General features: G+C 70.6%; 12 protein-coding genes. 1 reads left to right on the top strand and 11 read right to left on the bottom strand.

The features are described 5' to 3' along the window. Positions 1-27: 27 nt before the first annotated feature. Together ACIGXO_RS05475 and ACIGXO_RS05470 are read right to left on the bottom strand one after the other, a co-directional pair. A complete protein-coding gene (locus ACIGXO_RS05475) occupies positions 28-525 on the bottom strand; it encodes an NUDIX domain-containing protein (protein WP_399780642.1) in 498 nt (165 codons plus the stop codon). Between the two features lie 42 nt (positions 526-567). After that, positions 568-1,698 carry an ADP-ribosylglycohydrolase family protein gene (locus ACIGXO_RS05470; RefSeq protein WP_399780639.1) on the bottom strand — a complete coding sequence of 377 codons (1,131 nt, stop codon included), beginning with the start codon at positions 1,696-1,698 and terminating at the stop codon, positions 568-570. Between the two features lie 257 nt (positions 1,699-1,955). Between ACIGXO_RS05470 and ACIGXO_RS05465 the strand changes: the two genes are divergently transcribed. Then, entirely contained in the window at positions 1,956-3,080 is a 1,125-nt protein-coding gene (locus ACIGXO_RS05465; protein ID WP_399781921.1) for a glycerate kinase, read from the top strand. A gap of 278 nt (positions 3,081-3,358) precedes the next feature. Here ACIGXO_RS05465 and pssA read toward each other — a convergent pair whose 3' ends face one another. From pssA to ACIGXO_RS05420, 9 genes are all read right to left on the bottom strand, one after another. Beyond that, positions 3,359-4,201, bottom strand: a complete 843-nt coding sequence (pssA, locus tag ACIGXO_RS05460; RefSeq protein ID WP_030252842.1) for a CDP-diacylglycerol--serine O-phosphatidyltransferase — start codon at positions 4,199-4,201, stop codon at positions 3,359-3,361. Continuing rightward, the gene (locus ACIGXO_RS05455; protein WP_031060608.1) at positions 4,188-4,835 is read right to left on the bottom strand and encodes a phosphatidylserine decarboxylase; all 648 of its coding nucleotides are present in this window, start codon (positions 4,833-4,835) and stop codon (positions 4,188-4,190) included. Before ACIGXO_RS05455 ends, pssA begins: the two co-directional genes overlap by 14 nt. Before the next feature lie 168 nt (positions 4,836-5,003). Further along, complete coding sequence (locus ACIGXO_RS05450) at positions 5,004-6,209, bottom strand: acyl-CoA dehydrogenase family protein (RefSeq protein ID WP_399780634.1); 1,206 nt, start codon at positions 6,207-6,209, stop codon at positions 5,004-5,006. Positions 6,210-6,211: 2 nt separating this feature from the next. After that, positions 6,212-6,733, bottom strand: coding sequence for a MaoC family dehydratase (locus tag ACIGXO_RS05445; RefSeq protein WP_103834584.1), 522 nt, complete (start codon positions 6,731-6,733; stop codon positions 6,212-6,214). Positions 6,734-6,738: 5 nt separating this feature from the next. Beyond that, positions 6,739-7,713, bottom strand: a complete 975-nt coding sequence (locus ACIGXO_RS05440) for an HpcH/HpaI aldolase/citrate lyase family protein (RefSeq protein WP_399780632.1) — start codon at positions 7,711-7,713, stop codon at positions 6,739-6,741. Further along, positions 7,710-9,722, bottom strand: coding sequence for a protein meaA (locus tag ACIGXO_RS05435; protein ID WP_399780629.1), 2,013 nt, complete (start codon positions 9,720-9,722; stop codon positions 7,710-7,712). Before ACIGXO_RS05435 ends, ACIGXO_RS05440 begins: the two co-directional genes overlap by 4 nt. Before the next feature lie 22 nt (positions 9,723-9,744). Beyond that, a complete protein-coding gene (ccrA, locus tag ACIGXO_RS05430; RefSeq protein ID WP_399780626.1) occupies positions 9,745-11,082 on the bottom strand; it encodes a crotonyl-CoA carboxylase/reductase in 1,338 nt (445 codons plus the stop codon). Between the two features lie 452 nt (positions 11,083-11,534). After that, a complete protein-coding gene (locus ACIGXO_RS05425) occupies positions 11,535-12,338 on the bottom strand; it encodes a TetR family transcriptional regulator (protein WP_399780624.1) in 804 nt (267 codons plus the stop codon). Between the two features lie 118 nt (positions 12,339-12,456). After that, on the bottom strand, positions 12,457-14,283 hold the full coding sequence (locus tag ACIGXO_RS05420) for a 3-hydroxyacyl-CoA dehydrogenase family protein (protein WP_399780621.1): 1,827 nt from the start codon (positions 14,281-14,283) through the stop codon (positions 12,457-12,459). Positions 14,284-14,299 lie beyond the last annotated feature (16 nt).

The following is a 14,299-nucleotide window of genomic DNA, read 5'->3' as shown; positions in this document are numbered from 1 at the left end:
CCGCGGGCTGTGCTGCGGCGCCGCGGGCTACGCCGGGCGCCGCGGCGGTACGCCGTCCTCCAGCTCGGCCGGCCCGCGGCCGTCCGCCAGCGCCTCCAGCGCTGCGCCCAGCCGCAGCGCCATCGGCCCGTCCACGTAACCGCCCAGCTCCGCCGGGTCCACCAGGCGCCAGGAGAGCAGCTCCTCCTCCTGGAGAGTGATCGCGGCGAGCTGGGCCTCGTCCAGTACACCGCCGTCGAAGAGGTACGACACCAGCGGCGGCCGCGCCGGGCCGCGCACCCAGTCCACGGCCAGCAGCCGGCCCGGCTCGATGTCCAGGCCGATCTCCTCGGCGGTCTCCCGGCGGGCCGCCTGCCGCGGCGACTCGCCCTGGTCGGACTCCACCGTCCCGCCGGGCAGGATCCAGTTGTCCTTGTAGTTGGGCTCGACGAGCAGCACGCGCCCGGCGGCGTCGCGGAAGATGGTGCCGGCGCCCGCGAGCACCCGGGGCAGGCTTGCGATGTAAGCGGCGTAATCCAAGGTCACGCTCGCGAGCCTAACCTCATCCGCCGCACGGGGCACGGGCGTTCAGGTGCCGGGACCGTCGGAACCGTCAGGGCTGTCCGGGCCGCCGGCCGCCAGCCGGTACGTCCGCGCGGCCAGTTCGCTGATCCGTATGCCGTCGAAGCCGAAGACGGCGGTACGCAGGCGGTCGTGCAGCGGCTCCGTCCACTGGGGAGGGATCGCCGCGGCGCCGCACAGCACGCCCGCCACCGAGCCGGCCGTCGCGCCGTTGGAGTCGGTGTCCAGGCCGCCGCGTACGGTCAGCGCGATCGTGGAGGTGAAGTCGCCCTCGCCGTAGAGCAGCCCGGCGGTGAGGACGGCGGCGTTCGGGACCACGTGGATCCAGTGCAGATGGCCGACCTCGCGCTCCATCTCGGCGAGCGTGTCCGCCCAGGCGACGCCGGATTCGTACAGCGCCGTGGTGTGCCGGACGGTACGCGCGAGCCTGCTGCTCGCGGGGATACGGGCCAGCGCCGCCTCCACGGCCTCGCGCGGCCCGCTCGCCTCGAAGGCCGCCGCGATCAGCGCGGCCGCCCACATCGCGCCGTACACGCCGTTGCCGGTGTGCGAGAGGACCGCGTCCCGGCGGGCGAGGGCCGCCGCCCGGCGCGGCTGCCCCGGAGACACCCAGCCGTACACGTCCGCCCTGATCAGCGCCCCGATCCACTCCTGATACGGATTGTCGGTGGTGGCGGCGAGCGGGGGCTGGATGCCGGTGGCGAGATTGCGGTACGCGGCCCGCTCGGCGGTGAAGGTCTGCAGGTAGGGCAGCCGGCGCAGCCAGAGCGTGCCGAGCTGTTCGGTGGTGAAGTCCGTGCCGTGGGTCTCCAGCAGGTCCAGTACCAGCACGGAGTAGTCGATGTCGTCGTCGCGGCAGCTGCCGTCGACCCGGCCGCGCACGCAGCTCCGCCACTCGGGGCGCAGCCGCTCGGCGTCCTCGGCGGACGGCGGCGGGGGGAGGTAGTCGGTGAGCGGCAGCCCGCCGGCCCGGCGCAGGTAGCGGTCGATGCGCTCGCGGGTCCACAGGCCGCCGTGCTCGACGGGCTTGCCGAGCATGTTCCCGGCGATCCGGCCGAGCCAGCCGCCGTGGATCCGGTCGGCGAGGCCGGGCGGCCGGGCGGCCTCGGTGGGCGCACTGCTCTGCGACGGCGTCATGCGTACAGGTGTACCGAAGTCCGCGGGGGTGCGCGCGGGTCCGAACGCGCCGAACCGGGACGCCGCACGCGGACGGGGGGTACCGTAGGCGGCGTTGTAGCGGAAAATAAAATCCGCTTCGTGGAAAACGTGATCGGCGTCTCTGTTCTCCCTGCCCACCGCCGGATAGGGTCACAGCGGCGCGACGCAGTGCGACGGCAAGGGGAGTCAGGGTGGCGGACGTGGACGCAGCAACGACAGAGGCACCGGCAGCACACGTGCTGATCGCCGCGGACAAGTTCAAGGGCTCGCTGACGGCCGTGCAGGTCGCCGAGCATGTCACGGCCGGGCTGCGGCGCGCCGTACCGGACCTCTCCGTGGCGGCCGTGCCGGTCGCGGACGGCGGGGACGGCACGGTCGCGGCGGCGCTGGCTGCCGGTTTCGCCCGGCACGAGGCGCGGGTCACCGGGCCCCTCGGGGAGCCCGTCACGGCCACGTTCGCGCTGAGCGCCGACGGTACGGCCGTGGTGGAGATGGCCGAGGCGTCGGGCCTCCAGCACCTGCCGGAGGGCGTCTTCGCGCCGCTGACGGCCACCACGTACGGCACCGGCGAACTGCTGCTCGCCGCGCTGGACGCGGGCGCCCGCTCCATCGTCTTCGGCGTGGGCGGCAGCGCCACGAACGACGGCGGCGCGGGGATGCTCGCGGCGCTCGGCGCGCGCTTCCTGGACCGTGCGGGGGAGCCGGTCGCGCCGGGCGGCGGCCCGCTGGCCGGCCTGGCCTCCGCCGACCTCAGCGGCCTCGACCCGCGGCTGGCCGCCACGGAGATCGTGCTCGCCAGCGACGTCGACAACCCGCTGACCGGCCCGAAGGGCGCGCCCGCCGTGTACGGCCCGCAGAAGGGCGCGAGCGAGGCGGACGTCGCCACGCTGGACGCGGCGCTGGCGCACTACGCGAAGGTGCTGGAGGCGGCGGTGGGCCCGAAGGCCGCCGAGTACGCGGTGGCGCCCGGCGCGGGCGCGGCGGGCGGCATCGGGTACGGGGCGCTGGTCGGACTGGGGGCGACGTTCCGGCCCGGCATCGACGTCATGCTCGACGTGCTCGGATTTGGCCCCGCGCTGGAGCGCGCCACGTTCGTCATCACCGGCGAGGGCTCCCTGGACGAGCAGACCCTCCACGGCAAGGCCCCGGCGGGCGTGGCGGCCGCGGCCCGCGCCCGCGGCCTGACCGTCGTCGCGGTCTGCGGCCGCCTCCTCCTCCCACCGTCGGCGCTCCTCCAGGCCGGGATCGAGCGGGCGTACCCCCTGACGGCCCTGGAGCCGGACCCGGCGCGGTGCATGGCCGAGGCGGGCCCCTTGCTGGAGCAGGCCGCGGAGTCCCTCGCGCGGGACTTCCTGGCTTAAGTCCGCTGGGGCGGGCCTGGGGAAGCAGGCCCCGGACCCGCCCCTTCCCGAAACCGGGGCGCTGCCCCGGACCCCGGTCCTCAATCGCCGGACGGGCTTGATTTTCTCGGCCCGAAGGGCCGTTTCAGGGGCGCGGGGAACTGCGCGACCAGCCACAGCGGCGGTGCACTCGGCCGGCGACCGCAACCGCCCGCGGCGGGACCCTCACGGGCGTACAAACGCCGGAGGCCCGGTACGAACCCAAGGTTCGTGCCGGGCCTCCGGTGCGTGTGTCGGTCCTACGGCAGCTGGGCTGCCCGCGCCTCGCGGCGGTTGTCGCGGAAGGTGTTCACCCGGCGCGCCGTCGCGAAGAGCGGGATCATCGCGCCCGTCACGACCTGCAGCGCGCAGCCCGTCTGCAGCAGCAGCTGGCCGGCCGGGGCGTCCAGGGCCCACGCCGCGAGCATGGCCATGCTCGCCACGATCCAGGAGAGCATCGCGACCGCGAGGCGCCCCCGCGGCTTCGGGTACTCCACCCGGCTCACCATCAGCCACGCCACGCCGATGATCGCCAGCAGCGTCGGCAGGAACGGCAGCTCCAGCAGCACGATCGCCACGACGGTCAGCGCCCCGAAGGGGCTCGGCATGCCCTGGAACATCCCGTTCGGCACCGTCACGCACGAGAAGCGGGCCAGGCGGAGGATCACCGCCAGCAGCACCACCACCGCCGCGACCACCGAGACCCGCTGGTTCGCGTCCTGCGCGACCATGCCCCAGGTCACCACGAAGTACGCGGGCGCCAGGCCGAAGCTGATCAGGTCGGAGAGGTTGTCGAGCTCGGCCCCCATCGCCGAGGCCCGCAGCTTGCGCGCGACCAGGCCGTCGAACAGGTCGAAGACCGACGCGAGCAGCATCAGGATCACGGCCATCGCGGCGCTGTGACGCGCCATGCCGCCGTCCTCGGTGCCCGTCAGGTGCGGGATCAGGACGCCGGTGGTCGTGAAGTAGACGGCCATGAAGCCGCAGATCGCGTTGCCGAGGGTGAGCGTGTCCGCTATCGACAGCCGCGTCGACAGCGGCATGTCGTCGTCCTCCTCCTCGGCCGCCCAGCCCGCCTGGGTATCGGGATCAATCACGGTCAAGACGAGTCACCCCCGCTGTGGTGGCCTGGCCGACCTCGACGGCGGCCTCGACGCCCTCGGGCAGGTACACGTCGACGCGCGAGCCGAAGCGGATCAGACCGATGCGCTCGCCCTGCTCGACCTTGGTGCCTTCCGGGACGTACGGAACGATGCGGCGGGCCACCGCACCGGCGATCTGCACCATCTCGACGTCACCGATCTCGGTGTCGAAGTGCCAGACCACCCGCTCGTTGTTCTCGCTCTCCTTGTTGAACGCCGGAACGAAGCCGCCGGGGATGTGCTCGACGGACGTGACCGTGCCGGCCAGCGGCGCGCGGTTCACGTGGACGTTCAGCGGGCTCATGAAGATCGCGACGCGGGTGCGCCCGTCCTTCCACGGCATGATGCTCTGCACCACGCCGTCGGCCGGGGAAATGACGCGGCCCTGAGCGATGTCGCGCTCGGGGTCGCGGAAGAACCACAGCATGCCCGCCGCCAGAGCGGTGGCGGGCACGGCGACGGCGGCCCAGCGTCCCGAGCGCCGGGAACGGGCCAGGCTGACCGCGGCCGTCGCGACGGTCGGCAGGAGCCACGGCGACGCTCCGCGCGCGAGGCGCACGCGACCGCGATGTGCAGAGGATTGGCTGTGGGGCATGGATGACCTTCGTAGCGGAGGATGCCGCGTAGGGATGGGGGACGGCGGCTTTCCGGGGATGCTATCGGTTGCGAGCGGCAACTGGCCAAGAGCCAACGCCAATCCGTGGCCTGAGTCCGGTGACGGGGTGTGATCTTCTTCTCGAAGAAAACACCCCGAAACGGACATTCAGCCCTGGATGCGGTACTCCTCCAGTAGCCGGCGCCCAATGATCATTTTCTGGATCTCAGCGGTACCTTCACCGATGAGCAACATGGGCGCCTCGCGGTACAGGCGTTCGATTTCATATTCCTTGGAGAAGCCGTAACCGCCGTGGATGCGGAAGGCGTCCTCCACGACCTCCTTGCAGTACTCGGAGGCGAGGTACTTCGCCATGCCCGCCTCCAGGTCGTTCCGCTGGCCGGAGTCCTTCTTGCGGGCGGCGTTGACCATCATCGCATGGGCGGCCTCGACCTTTGTCGCCATTTCGGCCAATTTGAACTGGATGGCCTGATGCTTTGCGATCGGTTTGCCGAACGTATGCCTCTGCTGGGCATAGTCCACACCCAGTTCGAACGCACGCTGCGCGACGCCGCAGCCACGCGCAGCGACGTTCACCCGGCCGACCTCGACGCCGTCCATCATGTGATAGAAACCACGTCCGGTCTCGCCGCCGAGGACGCGGTTCGCCGGGATCCGGAGGTCCTGCATGATGAGTTCGGTCGTGTCGACGCCCTTGTAACCCATCTTGTCGATCTTGCCCGGGATGGTGAGCCCGGGACGGACCTCGCCGAAGCCGGCCTCCTTCTCCACGAGGAAGGTCGTCATCGACTTGTGCGGCGCCGTGCCTTCCGGATGCCCCTCGTCCGTCCGGCAGAGCACGGCCACCAGCGTCGACGAACCGCCGTTCGTCAGCCACATCTTCTGGCCGTTGAGGACGTACTCGTCGCCGTCCTTGACGCCCTTGGACGAAATCGCCGACACGTCCGAGCCGAGCGCCGGCTCCGACATCGAGAAGGCGCCGCGGATTTCGCCGGCCGCCATCTTCGGCAGGAAGTAGTCCTTCTGCTCCTGCGTGCCGTGCTGCTTGAGCATGTACGCCACGATGAAGTGCGTGTTGATGATGCCGGAGACCGACATCCAGCCGCGGGCGATCTCCTCGACCGTGAGCGCGTACGTCAGGAGGGATTCACCGAGGCCGCCGTACTCCTCGGGAATCATCAGGCCGAAGACGCCCAGTTCCTTGAGGCCCTCGACGATCTGCGTCGGGTACTCGTCCTTGTGCTCCAGCTCGGTGGCGACCGGAATGATCTCCTTGTCCACGAAATCGCGGACCGTGGAGAGAATTTCCCGCTGGATGTCCGTCAGACCCTCGGTCTGTGCCAGGCGCGCCATGGCTACTTCTCCTTCGCCGCGGGGGTCCGGAGCTCGGGACGGCCGGGCTGCTCGCCGCCGCGCTCCTTGATGTACGTGGCCGTCGGCACCATCACCTTGCGCCGGAAGACGCAGACGAGCGTGCCGTCCTGCTTGTAGCCCTTGGTCTCGACGTACACGATGCCGCGGTCGTTCTTCGACTTCGACGGTGTCTTGTCCAGCACGGTCGTCTCGCCGTAGATCGTGTCGCCGTGGAAGGTCGGCGCCACGTGCTTGAGCGATTCGATTTCGAGATTCGCGATCGCCTTGCCGGAGACGTCCGGGACGGACATGCCCAGCAGCAGCGAGTAGATGTAATTCCCGACCACGACGTTCTTGCCGAAGTCGGTCGTCTGCTCCGCGTAGTTCGTGTCCATGTGGAGCGGGTGGTGGTTCATGGTGAGCAGACAGAAGAGGTGGTCGTCGTACTCGGTGACCGTCTTGCCGGGCCAGTGCTTGTACACGTCGCCGACGGTGAACTCTTCGTAGGTGCGGCCGAACTGCATCGCGCTTACGCCTCCGGGGCCTCGAACTTGGACGTACGGGTCATGCCGGCGGCGCGGCCCTTGCCGGCGATCACCAGCGCCATCTTGCGGCTGGCCTCGTCGATCATCTCGTCGCCGAGCATCGCCGAGCCCTTCTTGCCGCCCTCCTCGGAGGTGCAGTACTCGTACGCGTCGAGGATCAGCTCGGCGTGGTCGTAGTCCTCCTGCGAGGGCGAGAAGACCTCGTTGGCGGCCTCGACCTGGCCGGGGTGCAGCACCCACTTGCCGTCGAAGCCCAGCGCCGCGGCGCGGCCGGCGACCTCGCGGAAGCCGTCGACGTTCTTGATCTGCAGGTAGGGACCGTCGATCGCCTGGAGGTCGTTGGCGCGCGCGGCCATCAGGATCTTCATCAGGATGTAGTGGTAGGCGTCGGCGCCGTAGCCGGGCGGCTGCTCGCCGACGACCAGGGACTTCATGTTGATGGACGCCATGAAGTCGGCCGGGCCGAAGATGATCGTCTCGGTGCGCTGCGACGCCTGCGCGATCTCGTTGACGTTGTTGAGGCCCTGCGCGTTCTCGATCTGCGCCTCGATGCCGATCCTGCCGACCTCGAAGCCCATCGTCTTCTCGATCTGGGTCAGGAGGAGGTCCAGCGCGACGACCTGCTGGGCGTCCTGGACCTTCGGCAGCATGATGCAGTCCAGGTTCGGGCCCGCGCCCTCGACGACCGTGATGACGTCCCGGTACGTCCAGTGGGTGGTCCAGTCGTTGACCCGCACCACGCGCGTCTTGCCGGTCCAGTCGCCCTCGTTGAGCGCCTTCACGATGTTGTGCCGCGCGTCCGGCTTGGCGAGCGGCGCGCAGGCGTCCTCCAGGTCCAGGAAGACCTGGTCGGCGGCGAGGCCCTGGGCCTTCTCCAGGAAGCGGGGGTTGGAGCCCGGTACCGCGAGGCAGGAGCGGCGGGGGCGAAGCCGGTTGACCGGGGTGGCAGGGCTGGTCATGCGGGGACCTCCAGGGGATCGAGCTTGTTCGCGGTACGGATCTCGTCGACGATACGGCCGATGATCTCCGTGATACCGAAGTCCTTCGGGGTGAAGACGGCGGCGACACCGGCCTCGCGCAGCGCTGCCGCGTCCGCCGAGGGGATGATGCCGCCGACGATGACGGGAATGTCGTCCACTCCCGTGCGGCGCAGCCGGGCGAGCACGTCCGGCACCAGCTCGGCGTGCGAGCCGGAGAGGATGGACAGGCCGACGCAGTGCACGTCCTCGGCGACGGCCGCCGAGACGATCTGCTCGGGGGTCAGCCGGATGCCCTGGTAGACCACTTCGAAGCCCGCGTCACGGGCCCGTACGGCGATCTGCTCGGCCCCGTTGCTGTGCCCGTCCAGGCCCGGCTTGCCCACCAGGAGGCGCAGCTTGCCGCTGCCGAGCTCCTCGGCGGTACGGGCGACCTTCTCGCGGACGGCGGCGAGCGGGGTGCCCGCCTCGGCGGCGACGGCCAGCGGAGCGCTGGAGACGCCCGTAGGGGCCCGGAACTCGCCGAAGACGTCCCGGAGGGCCCAGGCCCACTCCCCGGTCGTCACACCGGCCCTGGCGCACTCCAGAGTGGCCGCGAAGAGGTTGGTGTCCCCGGCCGCCGCCTTCTTCAGCGCGGAGAGGGCCTCCTGCGCCCGGTGCTCGTCCCGGGAGTCCCGCCACTCGTGCAGCGCCTGCACGACCCGCGCCTCGTTCTCCGGGTCCACCGTCATGATGGCGGTGTCCAGGTCGGCGGTGAGCGGGTTGGGCTCGGTGGACTCGTAGCAGTTGACGCCGACGATCTTCTCCTCGCCGGCCTCGATCCGGCCGCGCCGCTCCGCGTGCGAGGCGACCAGCTGCGACTTCAGGTAGCCGGACTCGACGGCGGCCATCGCGCCGCCCATCTCCTGGATCCGGTCGATCTCGGCCAGCGACTCCTCGACCAGCGCGTCCACCTTCGCCTCGATGACGTGCGAGCCGGCGAAGATGTCCTCGTACTCCAGCAGGTCCGACTCGTGCGCGAGGACCTGCTGGATGCGCAGCGACCACTGCTGGTCCCAGGGACGGGGCAGGCCCAGCGCTTCGTTCCAGGCCGGGAGCTGTACGGCACGTGCCCGCGCGTCCTTGGAGAGCGTGACGGCCAGCATTTCGAGGACGATGCGCTGGACGTTGTTCTCGGGCTGCGCCTCGGTCAGGCCCAGGGAGTTGACCTGGACGCCGTACCGGAAGCGGCGCTGCTTGGGGTTCTCGATGCCGTACCGCTCGCGGGTGATCTTGTCCCAGATGCGGCCGAAGGCGCGCATCTTGCACATCTCCTCGATGAAGCGGACGCCCGCGTTCACGAAGAAGGAGATCCGCGCGACGACGTCGCCGAACTTCTCCGGCGGCACCTGCCCGGAGTCCCGTACGGCGTCCAGCACCGCGACGGCGGTGGACATCGCATACGCGATCTCCTGCACCGGCGTGGCCCCGGCCTCCTGCAGGTGGTAACTGCAGATGTTGATCGGGTTCCACTTGGGGATGTGCGCGACCGTGTACGTGATCATGTCGGTGGTCAGCCGCAGCGAGGGCCCGGGCGGGAACACGTGCGTGCCCCGCGACAGGTACTCCTTCACGATGTCGTTCTGCGTGGTCCCGGACAGCTTGGAGATGTCCGCGCCCTGCTCCTCGGCGACCACCTCGTACAGCGCCAGCAGCCACATGGCGGTGGCGTTGATGGTCATCGAGGTGTTCATCTGCTCCAGGGGGATGTCCTGGAACAGCCGGCGCATGTCGCCGAGGTGGGAGACCGGGACCCCGACCCGCCCGACCTCGCCGCGGGCGAGGACGTGGTCGGGGTCGTAACCGGTCTGCGTCGGGAGGTCGAACGCGACCGACAGGCCGGTCTGGCCCTTGGCGAGGTTACGCCGGTACAGCTCGTTGGACGCCTCGGCGGTGGAGTGTCCCGCGTATGTCCGCATCAGCCACGGACGATCCTTCTGACGCTCAGTCATGTCTGGCCAGCCCTCGGGGTTTTCAGACGTTCCGGAAGCGGTTGATCGCGTCGATGTGCTGCGCGCGCTTCTCGTGGTCGCGCACGCCCATGCCCTCCTCGGGGGCCAGCGCGAGGACGCCGACCTTGCCCTGGTGGAGGTTGCGGTGCACGTCGTACGCGGCCTGGCCGGTCTCCTCCAGGGAGTACGTCTTCGACAGCGTCGGGTGGATCTTGCCCTTGGCGATCAGGCGGTTGGCCTCCCACGCCTCGCGGTAGTTGGCGAAGTGCGAGCCGATGATGCGCTTCAGCGACATCCACAGGTAGCGGTTGTCGTACTCGTGCATGTAGCCGGAGGTCGAGGCGCAGGTGGTGATGGTGCCGCCCTTGCGGGTGACGTACACGGAGGCGCCGAAGGTCTCGCGGCCGGGGTGCTCGAAGACGATGTCGATGTCCTCGCCGCCGGTGAGCTCGCGGATGCGCTTGCCGAAGCGCTTCCACTCCTTCGGGTCCTGGGTGCGCTCGTCCTTCCAGAACTTGTAGCCCTCGGCCTTGCGGTCGATGATCGCCTCGGCGCCCATCTTCCGGCAGATCTCCGCCTTGTCCTCGCTGGAGACGACGCAGATCGGGTTGGCGCCGCCGGCCAGCGCGAACTGGGTGGCGTACGAGCCGAGGCCGCCGGACGCGCCCCAGATGAGGACGTTGTCGCCCTGCTTCATGCCGGCGCCGTTGCGGGAGACCAGCTGGCGGTACGCGGTGGAGTTCACCAGGCCCGGGGCCGCCGCCTCCTCCCAGGTCAGGTGGTCCGGCTTGGGCATCAGCTGGTTGGACTTCACGAGCGCGATCTCGGCGAGGCCGCCGAAGTTGGTCTCGAAGCCCCAGATGCGCTGCTCGGGGTCGAGCATCGTGTCGTTGTGGCCGTCAGAGGACTCCAGCTCGACGGAGAGGCAGTGCGCGACGACCTCGTCGCCGGGGTGCCAGGAGTTCACGCCGGGGCCGGTACGGAGCACGACGCCGGCCAGGTCGGAGCCGATGACGTGGTACGGCAGGTCGTGGCGCTTGCTGAGCGGTGACAGCTTGCCGTACCGCTCGAGGAAGGCGAAGGTCGACACCGGCTCGAAGATCGAGGTCCAGACCGAGTTGTAGTTGACCGAGGACGCCATCACGGCGACCAGGGCCTCGCCCGGGCCCAGCTCGGGCACCGGCACGTCTTCGACGTGCAGCGACTTGCGCGGGTCCTTGTCCCGGCTGGGGAGGCCGGCGAACATCTCGGCCTCGTCCTTGTGCACGGTGACCGCGCGGTACGACTCGGGGACGGCCAGGTTCGCGAAGTCTTCGCGGTTGCTGTCGGGCGCGGTGATCGCGTCAAGAATGTGGTTCACGGTATGCCTCCGGCGAAGCACGCTGAGGGAACGGCTTGAGGGAACGTCGGGGGTGGTGCAGAGGCGGTGCCGTCGGTTCGGCTGTGTGGTGCTCGGCAGGCGCGGGTGTGCGCGGGAGGTTGCCTGTGACGCAGGCATCCGGGCGCGCGGACCAGTGGTTCGCGGGGACAACCGGTACGCCGAAGATCGGGTGTACCGGCCGCCCGGACAACATCAACGTATGACACCGCGTGCCAGCCGACAAGGCACTCGGTGCCAACAATTTCTCTCAGATGTCATCCACGCGGCACGCATGAGCAACATAAATCACCGCGAAAGCGGACGATCCGCCGCCGTGAGGCGCGGCACGTGACGTTTGTTACTCGTGGGTCGCATGGCGGCACACAGCAAAGCGCCGCCACGCCCAGGGCGTGACGGCGCTCCCGTCTGCTGTTATTCGTGCCGTTACTTGATCACTTGTGCTCGCGCAGCGCCTTCTGGATCGTGCGCATGACCTCGCTGAGCGGCGCGTCCGTACGGGCCACCGTCACCAGTACCTCGCCCTCCCGGGCCGCCGTCGCGGCGGGCTGCGGCCCCGCGGGCGTACGCCCTGCCCCGATACCCGTGCCGAACGTCTCGCGGACGATCGCGAAGGCGTGGTCGAGCTGCGCCTCCACATCCCCCTGGGCACCCGCCCGCAGCCAGCGCCGCAGTACGTGGTTGTGCGCGGTGACCACCGCGGAGGCGGCGACCTCCGCGAGCAGCGGATCGTCGTTGCCCTCGCGGTGCGCGCCCTCGTCGAAGTGGCCCAGCAGATAGCGCGTGAAGAGCCGTTCGTACCGGGCCACCGAGGCGATCTCCGCCTCGCGCAGCGTGGGCACTTCGCGGGTCAGGCGGTAGCGGGCCACGGCCACGGCCGGCGAGGCCGCGTACATCCGCATGACCTCTTTGATGCCGCGGCACACCGTGTCCAGCGGGTTCTCGTGCGCGGGCGCCGCGTCCAGCACGGCCTCGGCGCGTACGAGGGTGTCGTCGTGGTCGGGGAAGATCGCCTCTTCCTTGGAACGGAAGTGGCGGAAGAACGTCCGCCGGGCGACGCCGGCCGCCGCGGCGATCTCGTCGACGGTCGTCGCTTCGTAGCCCTTGGTCGCGAACAGCTCCATCGCCGCCGCCGCCAATTCGCGGCGCATCTTGAGCCGCTGGGCGGCCGCGCGGCGCGAGCCGGGCGTCGTGGTGTCGGGACCGTCTGAAGGCTGCGTACGAGCGGGCTGGGACATGTGGGGACGGTACTTCATAATCCCTCGGCCTGCGTTATTCGCCCGGGGGACGGGCGGCCGGGAGGCCGCGCGAGGGCCGCCTCCCGGCTCCAGCAGCCCGCCCCAGCCGCCCCCGGCGTCAGCGCTTGGCGTACTCACGGAAGCCGCGGCCGGTCTTGCGGCCGAGGCACCCCGCGGCGACGAGGTGCTCCAGCAGCGGCGCGGGCGCCAGGCCCGGGTCGCGGAACTCCGCGTGCAGCACCTTCTCGATGGCCAGCGAGACGTCCAGGCCCACCACGTCGAGCAGTTCGAACGGGCCCATCGGGTAGCCGCCGCCCAGCTTCATCGCGGCGTCGATGTCGTCCGGGGACGCGTAGTGCTCCTGGACCATCTTCACCGCGTTGTTCAGGTACGGGAAGAGCAGCGCGTTCACGATGAAGCCCGCCCGGTCGCCGCAGTCCACCGGGTGCTTGCGGACCTTGGCGCAGACCTCCCGCACGGTCGCGTGGACATCGTCGGCCGTGAGGACCGTCCGCACGACCTCCACCAGCTTCATCGCGGGCGCCGGGTTGAAGAAGTGCATCCCGATCACGTCCTGCGGGCGCGAAGTGGCCCGCGCGCAGGCCACGACGGGCAGCGAGGAGGTCGTGGTGGCCAGCACCGCGCCCGGCTTGCAGACCTTGTCCAGCGTCGCGAACAGCTGCTGCTTGATCTCCAGGTCCTCGGCCACCGCCTCGACGGCCAGGTCCACCTCGGCGAAGGCGTCCAGCGAGTCCGCCGGGGTGATCGCGGCGAGCGCCGCGTCCCGCGCCTCCTCGGTCATCCGGCCCTTGGCCACCGACCGGCCCAGCGACTTCTCGATCCGGGCCTTGGCCTTCTCCGCCTTCTCCTGGCTGCGCGCGGCGAGCACGACCGCGTAACCGGCCTTCGCGAAGACCTCCGCGATGCCGCTCGCCATCGTCCCCGACCCGGCCACGCCGACGCTGCGGACCGTACGGGCCCCGGCCTGCTCCCCGGCGGCGGCCGGGGTGTCCGCGTCCGCCACGACGGCCGCGGAGCCCGGCGCCTCGTACGTGTAGAAACCGCGGCCCGCCTTGCGGCCCGTCAGGCCCGCCTCGGCGAGCTGGCCGAGGATGGGCGCGGGCGCGTGCAGCCGGTCGTGCGAGGCCGCGTACATCGCCTCCAGGACGGTGCGCGCGGTGTCGATGCCGATCAGGTCCAGCAGCGCGAGCGGCCCCATCGGCAGCCCGCAGCCCAGGCGCATCGCCGCATCGATGTCCTCACGGGTCGCGTACTTGGACTCGTACATCGCGGCGGCCTGGTTCAGGTACCCGAAGAGCAGGCCGTCGGCGACGAAGCCGGGGCGGTCGCCCACCGCGATCGGGTCCTTGCCCAGCTCGCGGGCGAGCTCCGTGACGGCGGCCACGGCGGTGGGCGCGGTCAGCACGGAGGAGGCCACCTCGACCAGCTTCATGACCGGCGCCGGGGCGAAGAAGTGCAGGCCGAGCACGCGCTCGGGGCGCTGCGAGTCGGCGGCCAGCCGGGTCACGGAGAGGGAGTTGGTGCCGGTGGCCAGCACGGTGTCCGGGCGGACGATGCCGTCCAGTGCGGTGATGATCTGCCGCTTGAGCTCGTAGTCCTCCGGCACCACCTCGATGACGAGATCGGCCTCCGCGGCGGCCTGCAGATCGGAGAAGGTACGGAAGCGGGCCAGCACATCGGCCCGCTCGCGCTCGGTGAGCCGCTCGCGGCGCACGGCGCGGGCGGTGGACGCCTCCAGCGCGGTGACCGAGCGGCGGACCGCGGCGTCGTCGATGTCGATGCCGATGACCTCGCGGCCGGCACGGGCGAGCACCTCGGCGATGCCGGTACCCATCGTGCCGAGGCCGACGACGGCGACGGTGGCGATGCCGGAGGCGGCGGTGGCGGGGGACAGGGGCGAATCAGGGGTGGACGAGAGGCCCATCGCGAGACTCCAGAGG

Origin of the sequence: Streptomyces sp. NPDC053542 (assembly GCF_044544685.1) — a bacterium.
In the GTDB taxonomy this organism is placed as follows: Bacteria; Actinomycetota; Actinomycetes; order Streptomycetales; family Streptomycetaceae; genus Streptomyces.
This window is presented reverse-complemented; position numbering and strand designations above follow the sequence as displayed.